This window comes from Photorhabdus caribbeanensis, assembly GCF_018448885.1.
In the GTDB taxonomy this organism is placed as follows: domain Bacteria; phylum Pseudomonadota; class Gammaproteobacteria; order Enterobacterales; family Enterobacteriaceae; genus Photorhabdus; species Photorhabdus caribbeanensis.
The window spans coordinates 1-22189 of the sequence record NZ_RCWB01000049.1 but is presented as its reverse complement, the minus strand read 5'-3'; the positions used below and the strand labels follow the sequence as shown (position 1 = coordinate 22189).

Below are 22189 nucleotides of genomic sequence, written 5' to 3'. Positions count from 1 at the left end.
CCTAGCTGTTAAACCGCGGAAGCACCCGAGACAATCTCGGTCAGCTCCTGAGTTATGCTGGCCTGACGAGCTTTGTTATAAACCAACTGCAACTCTTTGATCAGGCTGCCGCCATTATCAGTTGCGGCTTTCATCGCCACCATTCGTGCGGCCTGTTCACTAGCCAGGTTTTCAACGACGCCCTGATAAACCTGCGATTCTACATAACGACGCAGCAGTATATCTAGCAACGCCTTAGGATCAGGTTCGTATAAATAATCCCAGGATTTCTTCTTCAGTGTCTCATCATCTCCGGCAGGCAGAGGCAATAACTGAGTAATAGTCGGTTCCTGGGACATTGTATTGATGAACTTGTTTGTCACCACATACAATTTATCCAGACGCCCCTCATCGTATGCCCGCAGCATGATATTCACTGGCCCGATCAATTCGGATAGTGAAGGGTTATCTCCCATGCCTGTTACCTGAGCAACAACGTTGCCCCCAACAGAAGCAAAGAAAGAGGTAGCCTTAGAGCCGATAAGCGCCAGATCACACTGGACACCTTTATCAGACCAGTCTTTCATTTCTGAAAGCAGTTTTTTGAACAGATTAGTGTTCAAACCACCGCACAAGCCACGATCGGTAGAAACAACCAGATACCCAACACGTTTGGTTTCACGCTCTTCAAGGTATGGATGTTTATATTCCAGATTACCTAACGCAAGGTGACCAATCACACTGCGTATGGTGTCTGCATAAGGACGGCTGGCCGCCATGCGATCCTGCGTTTTACGCATTTTGGACGCGGCAACCATCTCCATCGCTTTAGTGATTTTTTGCGTGTTTTGCACGCTGGCGATCTTGGTACGTATCTCTTTTGCGCCGGCCATTCCTGATTCTCCTCATTAACCAGACGGCCCATGTTTAATTAAACCGGGCCGAATAGTGTTACCAGGACTGAGTTGCCTTGAAGGAATCCAGCAGAGCGTTTAGCTTTGCTTCGATCTCTTCATTGTAACCACCAGACTGGTCAATCTCTTTTAGAAGATCAGCATGTTCACGGTTGGCATATGCAAGCAACGCAGATTCGAAATCAATAACCTTAGCAATTTCGATATCTTCCAGATAACCACGTTCTGCAGAAAACAGAGACAACGACTGTTGTGCAACAGACATTGGAGCATACTGTTTCTGTTTCAGCAATTCAGTTACTTTTTGACCATGATCCAACTGCTTACGAGTTGCATCATCAAGGTCAGAAGCAAACTGAGAAAATGCTGCCAGTTCGCGATATTGAGCCAGAGCAGTACGAATGCCCCCAGACAATTTCTTAACGATTTTAGTCTGAGCAGCACCACCTACACGAGATACGGAAATCCCTGGGTTAACTGCTGGACGAATACCCGCATTGAACAAACTAGATTCCAAGAAAATCTGACCATCAGTAATTGAAATAACGTTTGTTGGTACGAATGCTGATACGTCACCTGCCTGAGTTTCAATGATAGGCAGGGCCGTCAGAGAACCGGTTTTACCTTTCACCTCTCCATTAGTGAATTTTTCTACATATTCAGCATTGACACGTGCAGCACGTTCCAGCAAACGAGAGTGCAGATAGAAAACGTCGCCTGGGAATGCTTCACGTCCTGGCGGACGACGGAGCAACAGAGAAATTTGACGATAAGCTACAGCTTGCTTAGACAAATCATCGTAAACAATCAGCGCATCTTCACCGCGATCACGGAAGTATTCGCCCATTGCACAACCCGAATATGGCGCCAGATATTGCAATGCCGCAGATTCTGAAGCAGTCGCAACAACCACAATAGTATTAGCAAGAGCACCATGCTCCTCTAATTTACGAACAACGTTCGCAATAGTAGAGGCTTTCTGACCAACTGCGACATAGACACATTTTATGCCTGAGTCACGCTGGTTAATGATTGCGTCAATAGCCAGTGCTGTTTTACCCGTCTGACGGTCACCGATAATCAGTTCACGTTGACCACGACCGATGGGGATCATAGCGTCAACGGATTTATAACCAGTTTGTACCGGCTGATCAACAGATTGACGGTCGATAACACCTGGAGCAATCATTTCAACAGCAGAGAAACCATCATGCTCAACAGGGCCTTTACCATCAATTGGCTCACCTAGCGTGTTTACTACACGACCAAGCAGGCCACGACCAACAGGTACTTCAAGAATACGGCCAGTACATTTGACCTTCATGCCTTCGGCTAAGTCAGCATACGGACCCATTACAACCGCACCTACGGAGTCACGCTCCAAGTTCAATGCGATTGCATAACGATTGCCAGGCAGGGCGATCATCTCACCTTGCATAACTTCGGCTAAACCGTGAATACGAATGATACCGTCGTTAACGGATACAATCGTACCTTCATTGTGAGCTTCACTCACTACATTGAACTGAGCAATGCGCTGCTTGATCAGTTCGCTGATTTCGGTGGAATTCAGTTGCATATGCTCCAGTCCCCTTAAGACTGCAAGACGTCTGTTAAGCGATCTAAACGGCCACGAATACTGCCATCGATCACCAAATCACCCGCGCGGACAACCACACCAGCAATAACAGACTTATCAATTTTGCAATTCAGCTTAACTTTGCGTGACAGACGTTTTTCCATCGCTACAGAAATTTTAGCCAGCTGTTGTTCTCTCAGTTCGGCGGCAGAAATTACTTCAACATCAACAGTTGATTCAAGTGATGCACGCAATTGAATAAATTGTTGCAAAACTTCCGGCAACGCCAGTAAGCGGCCGTTTTCTGCCATAACACGAATAAAGTTCTGAGCATGTTCATCGACCTGTTCACCGCAAATTGCGATAAAGGTATTAGCTAATGTTTCCGATGCCAATGAACCGGAAAGCAGCTCACCAACTTGCTCATTACGAGTCACCTCAGCCGTGAACGCCAGCATATTCTGCCATTGTTCAAGCGATTGTTTTTCTACAGCAAAGTCAAAAGCTGCTTTGGCGTAGGGGCGAGCTACAGTAGCGAATTCAGACATGCCCCTCCCTCCTTACAGTTCAGCGACCAGTTTATCAACGATGTCGCTATTAGCAGCTTCATCCACGGAACGCTCGATGATTTTCTCGGCACCTGCGATAGCCAACATAGCGACCTGCTTACGCAACTCTTCCCGAGCACGCTTACGTTCGGCATCAATTTCTGCCTGAGCTTGCGCTACGATTCTGTTACGTTCCTGCTCAGCTTCCGCTTTTGCATCATCAAGGATCTGGGCTTTTTGTTTATTAGCCTGTTCAATGATGACCTGAGCTTCCGCTTTCGCTTTCTTCATTTGGTCGGTCGCATTGGCTTGCGCTAAGTCCAGGTCCTTTTTGGCACGTTCCGCAGAAGATAAACCGTCAGCAATTTCTTTTTGACGTTTTTCTATGGCCGCCATGATTGGTGGCCATACGAACTTCATACAGAACATAACAAACAGGACAAACGCAATGGCCTGGCCGAGGATTGTTGCATTAAGATTCACAGCACAATACCTCTTTTAAAATTAATGAGTTGACGTAGTTTCAGATTATTTCTACAAACTACGCGACAGCAAACATTACGTACAAGCCAAGGCCCACAGCAATCATTGGGATGGCGTCAACCAGACCCATAACGATAAAGAACTGTGTACGCAGCAGAGGGATTAAATCCGGCTGACGAGCAGCGCCTTCCAAAAATTTACCTCCGAGGATGCCGATACCGATCGCAGCACCGATTGCCGCTAGACCCATCATTACAGCGGCAGCCATGTACAGCAGATCCATATTCAGGTTTTCCATGACAGTCTCCAGTTTGTTTCAGTTAAAACACAGTTAGTTATTGTGGTAAAAATTAATGTTCTTCAGACGCCATCGACAGATAAACAATCGTCAGAACCATGAAAATAAAGGCTTGTAACGTAATAATCAGTATGTGGAAAATAGCCCAAGGCAGGCTGAGTAACCACTGTGACCACCACGGCAACAGACCAGCTATAAGAATAAAGATCAATTCACCCGCATACATGTTACCAAACAGTCGCAGACCGAGTGATACCGGTTTTGAAAGCAGGCTGACTCCCTCCAGAATTAAGTTAATTGGAATAAACAGTGGATGATTAAAAGGCTGTAAAGTCAGCTCTTTGGTAAAACCACTAATCCCTTTCATCTTAATGCTGTAGTAGAGAATGAGGACAAAGACACCAATAGCCATCGACAAGGTAATACTGACATCTGCTGTTGGCACGACACGCAGAGCAGGTAAACCAAAGACATGTTCACCGATATGAGGGAGAAAATCGATTGGCAGTAAGTCCATCACGTTCATTAATAACACCCAAACGAACACTGTCAGTGCCAAGGGGGCAATAACTTTGCTCTTGCCGTGATACATATCACGAACGCTGTTATCAACAAAACCCATGATCAATTCTATAGCAGTCTGAAGTTTGCCAGGTACGCCACTGGTGGCATTAACCGCAACCTTTCTGAATACATACAGAAATAAAATCCCTAATACAACTGAGAAAAAAAGCGAGTCAATGTTCAACGTCCAGAACGTTGCAGAACCACCAGAGTTGGGATCGACCAACTCAAAGGTACGTAGGTCCAACTGAAGGTTATTCAGGTGGTGGCCTATGTAGTCCCTTGCAGTTGAAACTTCTCCTGATGCAGACATGATGCCTCTTACCCTTTTATTGTTGAAAACCTAACCGTTTATCACAGCAGGTGCGATGATTTGCACAATCAGCACCGCTAAATAAGTTAAACCTAGTGGTGCAAACGCCGCTTTAAACACGCCTAAAGCAACAACCAGCACAGCTATTGTAATAATAACTTTCAACCCTTCGCCAACAGCGAAAGACCATGCAATACGTACAGGAACCTCTTCTTCTTTTGCTCTTTGAAAACTGGCAAACAGCATGAATATGGCATTAGGCAACCAACATGCTAACCCACCAGCAAAAGCAGAAGCGCCCCATTCTATACTTTTGGTACAAAAAGCCACACTGAGAACAACAAAAGTCATTAGCTGCAAAAAAAGCAGCTTCAGTGCAATTTTACCGCTGTAAAGGGATACAGACATGACTTTTGTTTTCTCCCCTTGCACGCCTTGCATATCAGGTTTTGCTAAATGTTGTATAAAACTGCCTTTGCTTAAGAGTGTCAAGTGACAAAAACGTGCAAATTATACGGGCCGCCAAAATGAATTCAATCCATAAGTAGAGAAAAGGTGAACAATTATTTAAATTTTTTATTTTGGCGTCAGATTGCCAGCTAATGATTGTGCTGATTTCTTGTTTTTAATAACTTCATACATTTCAGAGTTAAGTGTGACTTAAATCACATAAATTTTTCAATTGTTAATTATATTTAACATTAATAGGAAATAAAAATAAAACAAATTAATAATAAAATCAATTCTTTAATTTAATTTCATACAAAAGAGTGATTATATTATTGATTTAAATCACCCAACTAATTTCTGTCTAGCTTAAAAAAGTGAATTTGATGAAAAAACGCTTTATTTGATTTTAAAAGGTTCAACTATCTTAATATCAAGATAACGTTATTTTTGTGTAATAACTCGGTAAATTAAAGCTGAAACGAGGCAAATCATAATTAACGATGTCGATTACAGTATAATTGTGCTCAACATCACTAATTATTTATAACTTTATTGACAAATAACAAAATTAGTTTGATTTAAGGATAACCAAATGACGTAGCCCTTCCAACTCTGGAACATCTAATTTAATCACCGAATCAACAGAAATTCCAACAGGCAACATAGTCAGCTCTTCTTCTGGAAGCGTACCTTTAAGTGCATAGAAACGCCCATGAATAGGTTCAGGCAAATGACTGCACCAAGAGACCATATCTTGTAACGAAGCAAAAGCACGGCTTATTACTCCATCAAAAGGTGGTTCAGAAGAATACGCTTCAACCCTACTTTGCACTGGTTCGATATTTACCAAATCAAGTTCATGCTGAACCTGACGCAAAAATCTCACTCTCTTACCTAAACTATCCAGCAATGTGAAATGAGAATCTGGACAGACAATAGCTAACGGAATACCCGGTAATCCCGGGCCTGTGCCTACATCAATAAAACGATGGCCTTGCAGATGAGAGCTAACGACAATGCTGTCCATGATATGACGCACTAGCATTTGTTCAGGATCACGTACTGACGTGAGATTGTAAGCCTTATTCCACTTATTGAGCATATCAACATAAGCTACAAGCTGCTGTTTCTGCTGTAGCGACAGTTCTATTCTTGCTTTGGTCAGCAACAATTCTAGTTTGTTAAGCACAATAAAAATCCTCTCAGGCGCTGCGGCGCAGCAAGCCTTGTTTTTTCAGCCATACAAGTAAAATTGAAATTGCAGCAGGCGTTATCCCTGAAATACGCGAAGCCTGACCGATTGAGCTTGGTTTATGATCATTAAGCTTAGCGACAACTTCATTAGAAAGACCGCTGATTTGGCGGTAATCGAGATCAACCGGTAATGATGTGTTCTCATTACGTAGCTGTTTTTCGATTTCTTCCTGCTGGCGGGCAATATATCCTTCATATTTGACTTGAATTTCAACCTGATCTGCGGCTTGTGGTTCTTCAAGACCTGGAGAAAACAGGGGCAATGAGGTTAAAAGTTCATAATTCATTTCAGGACGGCGTAATAGATCTTCACCATTGGCTTCTTTCGATAATGGCATTTTTAATATATTGTTAATATCATCAAGATTATTTGAATTAGGGTGAATCCAAATATTACGCAAACGCTGACGTTCCTGTTCAATCATTTCTACTTTACGGCAATAATGTTCCCAACGTAAATTATCTACCAACCCTAACTCGCGGCCTTTTTCTGTTAAGCGCAGGTCTGCATTGTCTTCACGTAACATCAAGCGATACTCAGCTCGAGAGGTAAACATACGGTATGGCTCTTTAGTTCCTAAAGTACATAAATCGTCAACTAGAACGCCAATATAAGCTTGATCACGACGAGGGAACCAACCTTCTTCTTCTGAAGCGTAACAAGCTGCATTAAGGCCAGCCAGAAGTCCTTGAGCAGCAGCTTCTTCATAACCCGTAGTGCCGTTGATCTGTCCAGCAAAGAATAGACCGTGGATAAATTTACTTTCTAATGTTTGTTTTAGATCCCTTGGATCAAAGAAATCATATTCTATTGCATAGCCAGGACGAATAATGCGAGCATTTTCCATTCCTTTCATGGAGTGAACAATTTGCATCTGTACATCAAATGGTAAGCTGGTAGAAATACCATTTGGGTAGATTTCATTACTGGTTAGTCCTTCGGGCTCAAGGAAGATCTGGTGAGCGTTACGATCCGCAAAGCGCATGACTTTATCTTCGATTGAAGGACAATAGCGTGGGCCGATCCCTTCAATGATCCCTGCATACATTGGGCTACGATCCAGATTATTGCGGATCACATCGTGAGTTTTTTCATTAGTATGAGTGATGTAACACGGTATTTGTTGTGGATGTTGTTTCACATTTCCAAGGAAAGAGAATACTGGTGTTGGATTATCACCTAGTTGCTGTGTTAACTGGTTAAAATCAATAGTTCTGGCATCAATACGTGGTGGTGTTCCTGTTTTTAATCTGTTTACACGTAAAGGCAACTCACGTAAGCGCTGTGCCAGCGAAATTGCAGGAGGATCACCAGCTCTCCCACCACTATAATTTTCCAGACCAATGTGGATCTTACCGTCAAGAAATGTTCCTACGGTTAGAACAACTGCTTTGGCTCTGAACTTAAGGCCCATACGTGTTACTGCGCCGGTAACTGTGTCATTTTCAACGATGAGATCTTCCACAGGTTGTTGGAAGATCATCAGATTAGGTTGATTCTCCAATGCCGTACGTACAGCTTGACGGTAGAGAACCCTATCTGCTTGAGCACGTGTTGCACGAACCGCTGGCCCTTTACTGGCATTCAAAGTTCTAAATTGAATACCGGCTTGGTCGGTCGCTTTGGCCATTAAACCGCCAAGTGCATCAATCTCTTTAACCAGATGTCCTTTACCGATCCCACCAATAGCTGGGTTACATGACATTTGGCCCAAAGTGTCAATATTGTGGGTCAGTAATAAGGTTTGACGGCCCATACGAGCGGCTGCCATAGCAGCTTCGGTACCGGTATGACCACCACCGATAATGATGACGTCAAATTGTTCTGGATAAAACATGGTGATGAACCTTTAGTTATAAAAATGCTCAGTGTTGCATTAGGGGAAGAGGATTCTACTCAAGTTTTGGCGATAGACCAAGTGGGTGAGATCGCCGGTAATTAAAAGAAGATCTTTTTTATTTAAAGATCTGTTTATTAGATCTTTTATTAGGATCATGATCTTTTGTGGATAAGTTATTTTTTCTTAGAAAGATCATAAAGCTGTAAAGGATCATTTGTTGTGAATGATCCGTGATCCCACAAGGTATAAACTGGGATCTAAATCGGTGGTTATTCACAAGGTGATCATTACCAGATAGTTATACTATGGATAACTACGGGTTAACCCCGGCTTTTTAGATAAGTTATCCACAATCGTTTGCTGTTTTTTTGTTCTTTTTAGAGTAACTTTGCCCAATCTTTAACCCATTTTTCCGCGGGATCTTCGGGGATCTCATGTTGTTGGATATCAATTTCCAGACGATCACCGAGGCGTTTAGCTCCGTTTTCTATTAATAATTGGTCAAATGATCTTATTGCCCCGCAAAAAGTATCGTATTCGGAACTACCAAGGCCAACAGCGCCAAACGTTACCTTGCTGAGATCAGGTTTTTGTTCAGAAATTTCTGCTGCCAATGGCTGTATATTTTCTGGCAATTCCCCTGCTCCATGTGTGGATGTAACGATTAGCCAGATCCCTTCCTGAGGAAGTTCATCTAAAGAGGGGCCATGTAGCATTTCAGTAGAAAAACCAACATCTTCCAAAATTTCAGCCATATGCTCAGCTACGTATTCAGCACTGCCCATTGTGCTACCGCTGATTAAAGTAATAGTGGCCATAGTGATCCCAACAGATTTCAAGAGCCGCTATTGTACGCTGTGAATCTGTTGGGATCTACCTGTGGATAATGTGGTTATAACAAATTTTATTTTATGGCTTGATTGTTCGCATGATCGGATTTTGTAAGGAGATCAGGGTTTCTGTTGATTGAATTTCATCGATAGTTTGTATTTTGTTGATAAGTACATCTTGAAGGGATTCAATTGAACGGCACATAACTTTAATAAAGATGCTGTAGTGGCCTGTTGTGTAGTAAACCTCAACCACTTCATTCAGGTTATCTAGTTTTTTCAGGGCTGATGGATAATCTTTGGCACTCTTAAGAATAATGCCAATAAAGCAACACACATCATAACCAAGTTGTTTCGCGCTGATATCTACTCTGGTACCGGTGATGATTCCTGCTTGCTTCATTTTTTCCACACGAACGTGAATTGTTCCTGGGCTGACCGCAAATTTCTTTGCTAGTTCGGCATAAGGTGTACGTGCGTTGTCCATTAAAGCGTGAAGTATGTCACGGTCTAAATTGTCGATCTGATAAATTTCTGCCATTTTTAGCCCTATTTTTTAATGAATTTTCATTTTTAACATCTAAAAAATGAATTTTATGAATCATAAAGTCTATTTTTATTAAAGTATATTGAATTTATCCCCCATTTTATTGCTTAATGTTTCCAACAGGACATCAGGGCCACCTAAAAAATTAGAGAATAACATTATGAAAAAGTCGTTTATTGAAAAGCAGCAACAAATCAGTTTCGTGAAATCTTTCTTTTCTCGTTTGCTGGAAAGCAAACTGGGTCTGATTGAAGTACAAGGGCCAATCCTAAGTTGTTTGGGAGATGGTATTCAGGACAACTTGTCTGGTCATGAAAAAGCTGTTCAGGTAAAAGTAAAAACTTTACCGGATTCAACTTTTGAAGTAGTGCATTCGTTGGCTAAATGGAAACGTAAGACACTGGGTCGTTTTGGCTTTCAGCCTGAACAAGGGCTTTATACTCACATGAAAGCATTGCGTCCGGATGAGGATCGCTTAACACCAATCCACTCTGTTTATGTCGATCAATGGGATTGGGAAAAAGTGATGGGAGATGGGCAACGCTCACTTGCTTATCTAAAACAGACAGTAGGTAAAATTTACGAAGCAATAAAAGAAACAGAAAAAGCTGTCAGCAAGGAGTTTGGTCTGGCACCGTTCCTGCCAGATCAAATTCACTTTGTTCATAGTGAAACGCTTCTGAGCCGTTATCCGGATCTGGATGCAAAAGGTCGTGAACGTGCTATTGCTAAAGAATTGGGCGCTGTTTTCCTCATAGGTATCGGTGCAAAATTATCTGATGGTCAATCTCATGATGTACGTGCGCCTGATTATGATGACTGGACGACGCCGAACTGTGATGGTTTTTTGGGGCTAAACGGTGACATCATTGTTTGGAACCCTGTTTTGGAAGATGCGTTTGAGATCTCTTCTATGGGTATCCGTGTCGATGCAGAAACATTGGAGCGTCAGTTAGCACTGACTGGTGATGAAAAGCGTTTACAATATGATTGGCATCAGGCGTTACTCAAAGGTGACATGCCACAATCGATTGGTGGTGGTATTGGTCAATCCCGTTTGGTGATGTTACTGCTGCAAATGAAACACATTGGTCAGGTTCAATGCAGTATCTGGTCGCCTGAAGTACGCGAAACAGTAGAAGATATGCTTTGATTCAATTAGTAACGCCATTTTCGCAGTAAACGGCTTTTAAGTCCGGTATCAAAGCGCCAGATATGATCGAATATCCGCATAATATCGGGCTTACCATATTGGGACATGGAGACCGCATGGAAGCGGTGTTGCTGATGCAGTTGCAGATTTTTTATCTGATGGATTAGGGAGTCCGGCAGACGCTGGGCAATGAAATCTGAGATAACAACAGCATCAGCATCTTTCCAATGTTGTTCTTTCATTTTTTCTATTGTGCTTGTCAGACAGAAAGCAAGATCTGTCCCTCCTTTGAAAGTCTGGCTGAGAAAACGAATAGCTTGCTCCAGACCGTCTGGTGAGGATAATTCATAGTGCACAATTCCTGTCGTAAATAGCATGATATGACAGTTGCGATTATCAGCTAGAGCGATACGTAACAGTGCCAGACAAAAGGCTTTGGCACATTTTTCATTGAATCTCCCCATAGAACCGGAAGTATCTACACAAATAATAAATGGTCCTCGTGGTTTTTCTTCCTGGCTATAATGAGTAACTGGCCATAATGTTGTTTTTTCTTGCCAGTTATCCCCTTGTAAGCGATAAGTCAGGAGTTTTTTTTCCACTAATTTGCGATAAAATTCATATTCCAGATCTTCAATTCCTAAAATTGCCAATTCTATTGGCAATAGGCGCAGAATATCATCACTTTGCCCGATTCCATTTACCTGTTCAGGAACGGTATCGGGTATTTGTTCGATTGTGGTAAATGGTTCGAAAAAATGATTTTCCTGTAGTTTTGATTTTGCAGATTGGCTGCGTCCAAGTAATTGAGCTAATTTTTCTAGTTCTGGCTGTTGGCGAAGAAATTCACTATAGCGAATCAATAACTGCTTATCATTTTGGGAATGATTTAACTGACTTTTACTCATATCCCATAACCGCTCTGCTGCCCTATCATTTTCACTAAAAATAGGATCGAGATTACCGCTTAGTGTCAGCCTTTGTTGCAGTTCTGCCAGTAGTTGCTCTTTTTCTTGTTCCAGTAATTGCTTATGGAAGGTTGTGGTTTGCAGGATCAAACTAATCCTCCATCGTTGAATAAATAGGGTTTGAAGTGTATTTGAATCGGCAATGGTGTTAGTTGAGAGTTTATGTGCTTCTTCACTAAAAGGGGATTCAATTCGATTCAGGGTTTCTAATATATCGGGAAGTTTAAGGTAAAAAAGGTTTGTGTTGGCAGAGAGTAATTGTTGATATAACTGAAATTCTTCTGCCAAAGTTGTAGGAATAAGCGCTTCTTTAATCCTTTGCTGTAAATCGTGTTTCCAGCCAGGGATATCTTTTAATAGTGCACGTTTCAAGCGAGGATGTTTTTCAAAAAAAATAGCTAACTGAGGTGAAGCTAAAAGGGTTAATATGATCTCTTCTATCATCTCTCCTTCGTTTATTGATAGTAAAAGATCAAGAGTTGTCAGACTAATCATTTAGTTAGTTGCCCATTTTTACTTTCAACTGATTAATTTTATCGGCTAACTGGATAAAACTTTGCTCTATCGTAGCAAGCCAATGACTTTCAATAAACAGACATGGCTGATGCTGATTAAACATTTGATGTTGCTGATGGATTTCTTGATTAATTTTTTCCAATCTTTCCAGCCACTCGTTATTTTCTTCATTTCTCTGATACTGATGGTTTGGTAAATATAGCGTGGATGAACGACGGCTAATATCAAAAATCTCTGGTTGATGTGTTGAATTAATTTCGGCTGCTATGTTTTGTGGAAAACCAATGCCGTTCAGACGGGCTGATAGTTCTCCGCCTTTGCTTATCCAGATATTCAACGCTTTTTTTTCCAATTCAATGAAATTGACTTTAATATCATGGAGATGAAGAGGTGTATGTAGGAATAGAATCAGTTTTTCTTCATTGATATGATCGGGTAGCGAATATTGTATTTTATGTCCAAACAGACGAGTTTGTTTTTCCAGTTTTAACGCCTGCTGATCATTTTTGTCCTGACGGGCTTGAGTCCATTGGTGATAAAGAGAATCAATTTGTTGAGATAATACTCTTTGTTGATATGCTTGTTCGGTCATGAGAGCATTCAGGTACTGAGGTAATAGTTTAAAAGAGTGAAGATCATGCCACAAACAATCTTTCAGCAATATTAAATCAAGAGGTGATATTTCTTTTCTACCATTGAAGAAAGCGCTGGCTTGTAATAAATGAATGGCTTTCTTCCAGCGTCGATCTGAAACGTAAGGTGAATGTTCTGTTGCATCAAGTTGCTGGCGTAGATGATAAATAATATCAAAACAACTATCTGGTAGAACTACTTTATCAACCTCCTTTTGCCATTGGTGAAATTCTTCACTTGTTATCTGAATGTCTGCCGGGACGGGGTTATCATTTTCATTTTTGTGGCTAGTGAGTAACGCTCGGAAATTCTTTTTATCCTGAATTTTATCTAACCAAATACGAATTAGCATTCTGTCATAGAGCGCTTCCAGGCTGTTATCTGCTTCAGGCAGCTCATTGGATGCGGTTACAAGTAATCGCATTGGAATTTTCTCTTCTATATCCCCATTTCTGAATTTTCTTTCATTAATTGCAGTCAATAGGGTATTTAGAATTGCCGGACCGGCTTTCCATATTTCATCAAGGAAGACAATTTCAGTTTCAGGTAAATATCCGTTGGTTAGACGTTGGTAACGTCCTTCTTCTTTCAGTGCCTGAATAGATAGAGGACCGAAAATTTCTTCGGGAGTTGAGAAGCGAGTCATCAGATATTCAAATGCTCTGGCATCACGAAACGCAAATTTCAATCGGCGAGCTATCAAACTTTTTGCGATACCTGGAGGACCGAGTAGAAAAACACTTTCCCCACATAATGCTGCTAGCAAGCATAAGCGAATAGTCTGTTGTCTTTCATACAGACCACTTTCCAGATAGTGACTTAAGCAAACTATTTTCTCTGCTAACAACATAATTCGTACCAATATTATCTGTTGGATTAGATAAAACCTAATTAGCCTTCTCCATAGATTTTAATCATTATTTGTTGATGCAGACAATATTTACCTTAAAAATCGATTCAGCGTCAAATATTCAATAAGTTAGCATTTTTTTTCGTTTCTTTTATTATCGAAACGTTTCGATAGTGATCACACTTTTGTATCACTAATGTTGCATTTTAAATATTACTTTCTATATTACTAAATAGCGAAACGTTTCGCTAATGGAATAAAAAAATGAAAAAAGGTGTATTACTTAATTCTGAAATTTCAGCCGTAATTTCTCAGCTAGGGCATACTGACCAGATTACGATTGGTGATGCTGGATTACCAATTCCTTCTTTAGCCCGGCGGATTGATTTAGCGCTAACCCAGGGAATTCCTAGCCTTATATCCGTTCTTAATGTCGTTACACAAGAAATGCAGATTGAAGCTGCATTTTTAGCTGAGGAGATCATTGACCATAATCCTTTGATATATCAATTAATATTGACTCAAATTAAAGAGCTTGAGAAACAGCAAGGGAATTCAATTACTGTAGACTATATTAGTCATAATATGTTGAAAGAGAAAACAGAACATAGCCGAGCGGTGATTCGCACTGGAGAGCATTCTCCTTATGCCAATATTATCCTTTGTGCTGGTGTGACTTTCTGAGGTGATTATGCAGCCTGTACTGGAACTAAAAGGAATTAGTAAATCTTTTCCTGGTGTCAAAGCATTATCTGGCGCGGCACTACGTGTTTACCCGGGTAAAGTGATGGCACTGGTAGGAGAGAATGGTGCAGGTAAATCCACGATGATGAAAGTGCTGACTGGGATATATACCAGAGATACAGGCACGGTTCGTTACCTAGGAAAAGAAGTGATTTTTTCTGGCCCTAGATCCTCTCAGGAAGCGGGGATCGGGATTATCCATCAGGAATTAAACCTTATTCCTCAACTGACCATTGCTGAAAATATTTTCCTGGGACGCGAATTTGTTAATAAATTCGGTGCGATTGACTGGGGAAAAATGTATCAGGAAGCAGATAGCCTGTTAAAAAAATTGAATCTGAGTTACAGCAGTCACCGTTTAGTCGCTGAACTTTCTATCGGTGATCAACAAATGATTGAAATTGCTAAGGTGCTGAGTTTTAAATCCAAAGTGATCATTATGGATGAGCCAACTGACGCGCTGACCGATACAGAGACTGAATCATTATTTCGCGTAATACATGAACTAAAATCTCAGGGATGTGGCATTGTTTATATCTCCCATCGTTTGAGAGAAATTTTTGACATTTGCGATGATGTGACGGTACTTCGTGATGGGCAATTTATTGGTGAAAAGCCGGTAAAGGAGCTAAAAGAAGAGACTCTGATTGAAATGATGGTTGGACGAAAACTGGAAGATCAGTATCCTCGCCTGAATTTACCTCGGGGTAAAAAACGACTTGAAGTTAAGCAGATTTCTGGTCCTGGTGTGACAAATGCCAGTTTTTCCCTTTATAGCGGGGAAATTTTGGGTATATCAGGGCTAATGGGGGCTGGTCGCACTGAATTGATGAAAATTATTTATGGTGCGTTGCCAAAAACTCAAGGACAAATCACACTGGATGGAACACCCATTGTAATTCGTAACCCTCAGGATGGGCTAGCTTGTGGGATTGTTTATATTTCAGAAGATCGTAAACGTGATGGTTTAATTTTTGGAATGTCAATTAAAGAGAATATGTCTCTTACTGCCTTACGTTATTTCAGTAACCGGTTAGGTGGTCTTAATCATAAAGAAGAACAGAATGCAGTTAATGACTTTATTAAGTTGTTTAGTATCAAGACACCTTCAATGGGACAAGCTATTGGTTTGCTTTCTGGTGGTAATCAGCAAAAAGTAGCCATTGCTCGTGGATTAATGACCAGACCAAAAGTTCTTATTCTGGATGAACCTACACGTGGTGTAGATGTTGGCGCAAAAAAAGAAATTTATCAGTTAATTAATCAATTCAAGAAAGAAGGGTTAAGCATTATTCTCGTTTCTTCTGAACTGCCAGAAGTGATGGGAATGAGTGATCGTATTTTGGTTATGTGTGAAGGCCAGATCAGCGGAGAATTTTTTGCTGAACAGGCAATTCAAGAAGTTTTGATGGCAGCGGCTATAGGCAAACAATATGGAGCGATTCAGGAGTAATTCAGTATGAATTCTAATATATCACCGACATTTAAACGTTGGTTTACTAAAGAGTGGTTACTGAAACAAAAGTCACTGATTGCGTTGTTAGTGCTGATAGCAGTAGTTTCTTCTCTTAGCCAAAATTTTTTCACGTTAAATAACTTGTTTAATATTCTGCAACAAACATCAGTCAATGCCATTATGGCCGTTGGGATGACATTAGTTATTCTGACGTCGGGTATTGACCTGTCTGTTGGTTCATTGCTTGCGTTAACCGGTGCAGTTGCTGCTTCATTGGTTGGTACGGAAATTAATGCTTTGGTGGCTATCGTAAGTGCTTTGGCTTTAGGTGCTGCAATTGGCGCTTGTACAGGAATAATAATTGCTAAAGGTAAAGTACAGGCTTTTATTGCCACTCTAGTCATGATGCTGTTACTTCGTGGAATAACCCGTGTCTATACTGATGGTAGCCCAATAAATACAGGATTCAGTGATAATGCGGATCTGTTTGGCTGGTTTGGTATTGGTCGTCCACTGGGAATTCCTACTCCAGTATGGCTGATGTTGATAGTTTTTGTTATCGCATGGTATATCCTGCATCACACCCGATTAGGTCGTTATATTTATGCCTTGGGCGGGAATGAATCGGCTACTCGTTTATCTGGTATCAATATCGATAAAATTAAAATTATCGTTTACTCCTTATGCGGTTTGCTAACGGCATTAGCAAGTATTATTGAAGTCGCACGTCTTTCTTCTGCTCAACCTATGGCGGGGGGAGGTTATGAATTAGATGCTATTGCTGCCGTAGTACTGGGAGGAACTCGCCTGGCTGGTGGTAAGGGATTAATTATTGGTACTCTGATTGGTGCGCTAATCCTCGGTTTTTTAAACAATGGCTTAAACTTATTAGGTATTTCTTCTAACTATCAGATGATTGTTAAAGCAATTGTAATATTGTTGGCAGTTCTGGTTGATAACAAAAGTGGTAAATAACCTCACCCTACAGGAAATAACATGATGAAAGTGAAGAAATTAGTAACAATTTTATCTGCTGTTGCACTAAGTATGACGATAAGTGTAAAGGCATTGGCGAAAGACACTATCGCGTTAGTCATTTCTACACTGAATAATCCATTCTTTGTCACAATGAAAGATAGTGCTCAAAAAGAGGCGGATAAGTTGGGCTATAACCTAATTGTGTTGGATTCTCAGGATAATCCAGCGAAAGAATTAGCTAATGTTCAGGATTTGACGGTACGTGGTACTAAACTCATGCTAATTAACCCGACTGACTCCGATGCTGTTGGTAATGCCATTATTATGGCTAACAATGCCAAAATTCCAGTCATTACTCTAGATCGGATAGCGAATAAAGGTACAGTGGTCAGTCATATTGCTTCTGATAATCGCTTAGGTGGTAAAATAGCGGGTGATTTTATCGCTGAAAAGCTGGGGAATGGAGCCAGAATTATTCAGCTAGAAGGTATTGCAGGTACTTCTGCCGCCCGTGAACGTGGTGAAGGGTTTAACAAGGTAGCACAGGAACATAAATTCAATGTGCTGGCTAGTCAGCCTGCTGATTTCGATCGTACCAAGGGACTGAACGTTATGCAGAACTTGCTGACGGCTCATCCGGCTGTACAAGCTGTATTTGCTCAGAATGATGAGATGGCGTTAGGTGCTTTGCGTGCTTTACAGACAGCAGGTAAAAGCGATGTATTAGTTGTTGGTTTTGATGGTACTGGAGATGGTATCAAAGCTGTTCAAAGTGGAAAACTAGGAGCGACAATCGCTCAACGTCCTGATCAAATTGGTATCGTTGGTGTTCAGACAGCAAATAAAGTGCTGAGAGGCGAAAAAGTTGAAGCCGTCATCCCTGTGGAATTGGAGTTAGTTATTAAAAAATAAATCGGTATTTGTGCTGTTACTCATTGATGGTGGTGACGGCAAATTGAAAAAGGAATAAATGTAATGAGTACAGCAAAACTTGCGGTGCTTGGCAGCATTAATGCTGACCATATTTTGAATCTTAAGTCATTTCCTCGTCCGGGGGAAACGGTGATCGGGGAACAATATCAGGTTGCTTTTGGTGGTAAAGGTGCTAATCAGGCGGTAGCAGCAGGCCGCAGTGGCGCTGACATTACATTTATTGCTTGTGTTGGTGAGGACGATATTGGTTTTCGTATCTGTCAGCAACTAACAAAGGATAATATTAAAACTTCTGGCATTGAAGTGATTAAAGGAGAAACAACGGGTGTAGCGTTGATTTTCGTTAATCAGCAAGGTGAGAACGTTATTGGTATCAATGCAGGAGCTAATGCAGCGTTGACACCGGAATATTTCTATCGCTACCAAAATATTATTGAGGAAGCAGATGCATTATTAATGCAACTTGAGTCTCCATTGGAAACAGTGCAACTTGCTGCAACAATAGCTAAACAAAATAATACAAAAGTGATACTCAATCCGGCTCCAGCCCGAAAATTGTCTGATCAACTGCTCTTGTTGGTGGATATCATTACACCGAATGAAACTGAAGCGGAATATCTCACTGGAATTAAAATAGAAAATAATTTAGATGCAGAAAATGCGGCTCGAATACTGCATGATAAAGGTATTGAAACAGTAATTATCACATTAGGTAGCCGTGGTGTATGGTTGAGTCAAAGAGGTCAGAAAGGAAAAATTGTTCCGGGATTTAAAGTTAATGTTGTAGATACTGTTGCGGCAGGAGATACTTTCAATGGTGCGCTGGTGACGGCATTGTTGGAAGGAAAATCCATGTTATCTGCTATACGATTTGCTCATTCTGCTGCTGCGATAGCTGTAACCCGTCAGGGAGCTCAACCTTCCGTCCCATGGCGAAATGAAATTGATGCATTTTTAATTGAACAGGACTAACTGTGGCTACAATGAAAGATGTTGCTCGTTTTGCTGGCGTTTCTACATCAACTGTATCTCATGTTATTAATAATAATCGTTATGTCAGTGATGGTGTGAAAAAGAAAGTTAATGATGCGATTGAGCAATTGAATTATGCGCCATCAGCGCTTGCACGAAGTCTTAAGATAAAGCAAACCAAAACCATTGGCATGCTGGTGACAACCAGCAATAACCCTTTTTATGCTGAAATTGTAAGAGGGGTTGAACGAAGCTGTTATGAGCGTGGTTATAGCCTTATCTTGTGTAATACAGAGGGGGATACCAAACGAATGGATTACAGCATGGAAACTTTGCTGCAAAAGCGAGTAGATGGGGTGCTGATTATGTGTACTGAAAATCAGCATAGTTCCTGTGATGTTTTGCGTCGTTATCCTCCTTTACCGATGGTTATGATGGATTGGTCTCCATTTGATATTGTCAGCGATATTATTCAGGACAACTCCTTGTTAGGGGGTGAGATAGCTACTAATTACCTTATTAGCTGTGGTTTTAGAAAAATAGCTTGTATTGCAGGCCCACAAGATAAAACACCGGCTAATCATAGATTGAAGGGATATAGAAAGGCAATGGCAAATGCTGGCCTTATTATTCCTGACGGATATGAAATTTATAGTGATTTTGAATTTGCTGGTGGTTTTAAATCAATGCAGAAATTACTACAACATCCAGAACCGCCAGAAGCAGTTTTTGCCGGAAATGATGCAATGGCTGTTGGTGCTTATCAGGCTCTGTACCAAGCAGGGCTTTCTGTGCCGGATGATATTTCCATCATAGGTTATGATGATATCGACCTTGCCCCTTATATGATCCCACCGTTGACAACCATTCATCAGCCAAAAGATGAATTAGGAAAGTTAGCTGTTGATACTTTGCTTTATCGGATGGATAACCCAAAAAGTGATCCTAAATTATTAGTGTTAACTCCGACACTGATTGAACGTAGTTCGGTTTCTCGTTCTTAAGTGTTCTTTTTCTTGATCATGTTATCTCCATCTTCCTTATGTAATAGCAGGAAGGTGGAAGAAGAGAGTAAAGTGATTATTCCTACGGTAATAAAAGTGTTGTGGAAGCTATCAATGGTTGTTCCATAATGTATGGATTCATAGAAACGGAGAATAGCTGCACTTACCGCAACACCGAAGCTAATAGATAACTGCTGAGTTACCGCTAATAAACTGTTTCCTGAACTGGCATTATTATCGGTCAGATCAGCAAGAGTAATGGTATTCATCGAAGTAAATTGAATGGATACAGCCATGCCTAGAAAGAATAGTGGAATAGACAAAAGAACAGCGTACATTTCTGGTGATTGTAGTGAAAATTGAGCAATCATTAATCCAATAATGATTGTTATGCTAACCAGCGTCTTACGATATCCAAAGCGAGTTAATACATTAGTAACGAAAGATTTGGCTATAACAGAACCAATAGCTGTTGGTGCCATCATCATTCCGGCAATAACCGCTGAGTAGCCAAATCCAACTTGTAGCATCAAAGGCATAAGAAAAGGAATACATCCAGTTCCCAAGCGTGTAACAAGATTACCTATAATACCGACAGAGAATGTACGAATACGGAATAATTTCAGACTGATAAGGGGTTGGGTTTGTCTTCTGGCATGCATTAGATAACCAAATAATATCATAAAACCACCAACCATAATTGTCAGAGGTATATAGCCTGGTAACGTACTTTCCCCTAGTAAATCTAAACTGACAGAAACCATTATTAAACTCAGTCCAAAAAGTATAAAACCGAAAAAATCGAATGAACGTTTTGGCATTGTAAAATTAGGCATATGCTTTTTAGCATAAATAATCCCCAATAAACCGATTGGGATATTGATAATAAATATCCAGTGCCAGGTAGCATAAGTGACTAACAACCCACCGAGCATGGGACCAAGAATTGGCCCTACTAACCCTGGCATGGTGACAAAATTCATAACGGGTAGAAGTTCGCTGCGTGGGTACGCACGTAATAGAGCAAGGCGAGCAACTGGCATCATCATTGCGCCACCAATTCCTTGAATTACACGAGAAACAACTAGAAAGGCTAAATTACCTGACAAAGCACAGGCTAGGGAGCCTAAAGAAAACAAGGATACAGCAAACATAAATATCCGGCGGGTACCGAAACGATCTGCTAACCATCCACTAACTGGAATTAACAAAGCAACAGTCAGAGTATAACTGACAACCGCAGATTGCATCGCCAGAGGTGAATGTTTGAGGCTTTCAGCAATAGCGGGCAATGCTGTGTTGAGAATTGTTGCATCTAAAGCTTGCATAAAGAAAGCTATTGCAGCAATCCAGGGTAGCCCCGCCATATTACGAGCGGTTTTTACCATTAATAATCCTGCTTATTTTATCTAGCTAATGTTTGGTTAGATATTAATCTAATACACTACTATATAAGATCATTCGCGTTCTGTTAATAACTTTTGACAAGCGAGAAGTGCGCTGTAACTGTCACCTTGGGTGATAGAATTAACAATTGTTTTATGAGCTTCCAGTTGTACAACTTTATCGGAAATAATAGCTTCAAAGTAATTCTGGTAAACTAGATTAAATAAGTTGGCAAAAGAGCATAAGAATGGATTTCCACAAGATTTGTAAATGGTATAGTGAAACTGGTAATCAATCTCTATCCATTTTTCCCGGTTAAAATTTTCTTTTAGTAGATACATTTCATCTATTATCTGTAAGAGCTGCTTCTTTTGTTGTGATGTGGCATTTTGTGCCGCAAGAAAGCAAGCTTGTGGTTCTATTGCTAATCTTACTATATGGAAATGTTCGACCACTTGACTAAGGTTGTCACGATTCATCCACCACTTTAATAAATCTTGATCAAGAAAATTCCAATGAATCGTTGGCATGATTCGAGTACCAATACGTGGGCGAGGTAATAGTATACCTTTGGCGGCAAGTATTTTTATTGCTTCACGAACAGATGTTCTGCTGACGTTAAATTGTTCAGAAAGTTCTATCTCACCAGGAAGGATAGTTTCAGCTTTATATACACCAGACAAAATCTGTTGTCCGATTTTTTCAGCTAAAAGATAAGAAAGGTTTTTCTGGGAAGCTTTTCTTTGTTCTTTAAATTGCATAGTAGATTTGAACCTTTTCCCGCATTTGTCTACTGAATAGTACTTTAGTTTGGGAATAATTATTGTCGACGCCATCAATTTTGTATAAAAAAAATACAAAAACGCAGATTTTGTTGAAAAAAACTGCGAATGAAAGTTTTTTTTCAATAAATGCTTGCCAGCGTCAAAGAACTCCCTATAATGCGCCACCACTGACCGACACAACGCTGATAAACATTGTGTGGTCAGGCAGGGA

Annotated in this window: 22 protein-coding genes; 7 read left to right on the top strand and 15 right to left on the bottom strand. The window is 40.7% G+C overall.

From position 1 onward, the window contains the following. Nucleotides 1-8: 8 nt before the first annotated feature. From atpG to asnC, 11 genes are all read right to left on the bottom strand, one after another. Nucleotides 9-872, bottom strand: a complete 864-nt coding sequence (atpG, locus tag EAE90_RS21275) for a F0F1 ATP synthase subunit gamma (protein WP_036782022.1) — start codon at nt 870-872, stop codon at nt 9-11. 58 nt (nt 873-930) lie between these two features. Next, entirely contained in the window at nt 931-2472 is a 1542-nt protein-coding gene (atpA, locus tag EAE90_RS21270; RefSeq protein WP_036782024.1) for a F0F1 ATP synthase subunit alpha, read from the bottom strand. A gap of 14 nt (nt 2473-2486) precedes the next feature. After that, on the bottom strand, nt 2487-3020 hold the full coding sequence (gene atpH, locus EAE90_RS21265) for a F0F1 ATP synthase subunit delta (protein ID WP_046396704.1): 534 nt from the start codon (nt 3018-3020) through the stop codon (nt 2487-2489). A 12-nt stretch (nt 3021-3032) separates the two neighbouring features. Then, nucleotides 3033-3503 carry a F0F1 ATP synthase subunit B gene (gene atpF / locus EAE90_RS21260; protein ID WP_214055189.1) on the bottom strand — a complete coding sequence of 157 codons (471 nt, stop codon included), beginning with the start codon at nt 3501-3503 and terminating at the stop codon, nt 3033-3035. 58 nt (nt 3504-3561) lie between these two features. Then, nucleotides 3562-3801 (bottom strand): F0F1 ATP synthase subunit C, encoded by a 240-nt coding sequence (atpE, locus tag EAE90_RS21255; RefSeq protein ID WP_000429386.1) that lies wholly within the window; start codon nt 3799-3801, stop codon nt 3562-3564. Nucleotides 3802-3853: 52 nt separating this feature from the next. Beyond that, nucleotides 3854-4678, bottom strand: coding sequence for a F0F1 ATP synthase subunit A (gene atpB / locus EAE90_RS21250; protein ID WP_214055188.1), 825 nt, complete (start codon nt 4676-4678; stop codon nt 3854-3856). Between the two features lie 30 nt (nt 4679-4708). After that, entirely contained in the window at nt 4709-5086 is a 378-nt protein-coding gene (atpI, locus tag EAE90_RS21245) for a F0F1 ATP synthase subunit I (protein WP_214055187.1), read from the bottom strand. Nucleotides 5087-5696: 610 nt separating this feature from the next. Next, on the bottom strand, nt 5697-6317 hold the full coding sequence (rsmG, locus tag EAE90_RS21240) for a 16S rRNA (guanine(527)-N(7))-methyltransferase RsmG (protein ID WP_214055186.1): 621 nt from the start codon (nt 6315-6317) through the stop codon (nt 5697-5699). Between the two features lie 13 nt (nt 6318-6330). Next, a complete protein-coding gene (gene mnmG, locus EAE90_RS21235; RefSeq protein WP_214055185.1) occupies nt 6331-8220 on the bottom strand; it encodes a tRNA uridine-5-carboxymethylaminomethyl(34) synthesis enzyme MnmG in 1890 nt (629 codons plus the stop codon). A 380-nt stretch (nt 8221-8600) separates the two neighbouring features. After that, a complete protein-coding gene (mioC, locus tag EAE90_RS21230) occupies nt 8601-9041 on the bottom strand; it encodes an FMN-binding protein MioC (protein WP_214055184.1) in 441 nt (146 codons plus the stop codon). Between the two features lie 91 nt (nt 9042-9132). Further along, nucleotides 9133-9594 (bottom strand): transcriptional regulator AsnC, encoded by a 462-nt coding sequence (gene asnC / locus EAE90_RS21225; RefSeq protein WP_214055183.1) that lies wholly within the window; start codon nt 9592-9594, stop codon nt 9133-9135. A gap of 166 nt (nt 9595-9760) precedes the next feature. Here asnC and asnA point away from each other — a divergent pair, with 166 nt between their 5' ends. Beyond that, complete coding sequence (gene asnA, locus EAE90_RS21220; RefSeq protein ID WP_214055182.1) at nt 9761-10753, top strand: aspartate--ammonia ligase; 993 nt, start codon at nt 9761-9763, stop codon at nt 10751-10753. 5 nt (nt 10754-10758) lie between these two features. On the opposite strand, the gene viaA is transcribed toward asnA, so the two are convergent. Together viaA and ravA are read right to left on the bottom strand one after the other, a co-directional pair. Further along, complete coding sequence (gene viaA / locus EAE90_RS21215) at nt 10759-12216, bottom strand: ATPase RavA stimulator ViaA (RefSeq protein WP_214055181.1); 1458 nt, start codon at nt 12214-12216, stop codon at nt 10759-10761. 4 nt (nt 12217-12220) lie between these two features. After that, on the bottom strand, nt 12221-13732 hold the full coding sequence (gene ravA / locus EAE90_RS21210; protein WP_422616009.1) for an ATPase RavA: 1512 nt from the start codon (nt 13730-13732) through the stop codon (nt 12221-12223). Between the two features lie 252 nt (nt 13733-13984). On the opposite strand from ravA, the gene rbsD reads away from it, so the two are divergent. The 6 genes from rbsD to rbsR all read left to right on the top strand — a co-directional run bounded on the left by rbsD (nt 13985) and on the right by rbsR (nt 19807). Then, entirely contained in the window at nt 13985-14404 is a 420-nt protein-coding gene (rbsD, locus tag EAE90_RS21205; RefSeq protein WP_214055179.1) for a D-ribose pyranase, read from the top strand. Nucleotides 14405-14411: 7 nt separating this feature from the next. Next, nucleotides 14412-15917 (top strand): ribose ABC transporter ATP-binding protein RbsA, encoded by a 1506-nt coding sequence (gene rbsA / locus EAE90_RS21200; RefSeq protein ID WP_214055178.1) that lies wholly within the window; start codon nt 14412-14414, stop codon nt 15915-15917. Between the two features lie 6 nt (nt 15918-15923). Further along, the gene (rbsC, locus tag EAE90_RS21195) at nt 15924-16895 is read left to right on the top strand and encodes a ribose ABC transporter permease (protein WP_214055177.1); all 972 of its coding nucleotides are present in this window, start codon (nt 15924-15926) and stop codon (nt 16893-16895) included. Between the two features lie 24 nt (nt 16896-16919). Further along, a complete protein-coding gene (gene rbsB / locus EAE90_RS21190) occupies nt 16920-17810 on the top strand; it encodes a ribose ABC transporter substrate-binding protein RbsB (protein WP_214055195.1) in 891 nt (296 codons plus the stop codon). 63 nt (nt 17811-17873) lie between these two features. Next, nucleotides 17874-18803: a ribokinase gene (gene rbsK, locus EAE90_RS21185; RefSeq protein WP_214055176.1), complete on the top strand. Its 930-nt coding sequence runs from the start codon at nt 17874-17876 to the stop codon at nt 18801-18803. 2 nt (nt 18804-18805) lie between these two features. After that, nucleotides 18806-19807: a ribose operon transcriptional repressor RbsR gene (gene rbsR / locus EAE90_RS21180; RefSeq protein WP_422616008.1), complete on the top strand. Its 1002-nt coding sequence runs from the start codon at nt 18806-18808 to the stop codon at nt 19805-19807. Here rbsR and mdtD read toward each other — a convergent pair. Both mdtD and EAE90_RS21170 read right to left on the bottom strand, forming a co-directional pair. Then, on the bottom strand, nt 19804-21195 hold the full coding sequence (gene mdtD / locus EAE90_RS21175) for a multidrug transporter subunit MdtD (protein WP_214055175.1): 1392 nt from the start codon (nt 21193-21195) through the stop codon (nt 19804-19806). The genes rbsR and mdtD overlap by 4 nt on opposite strands. 69 nt (nt 21196-21264) lie before the next feature. Then, the gene (locus tag EAE90_RS21170) at nt 21265-21954 is read right to left on the bottom strand and encodes a FadR/GntR family transcriptional regulator (protein WP_214055193.1); all 690 of its coding nucleotides are present in this window, start codon (nt 21952-21954) and stop codon (nt 21265-21267) included. Nucleotides 21955-22189: the final 235 nt, after the last annotated feature.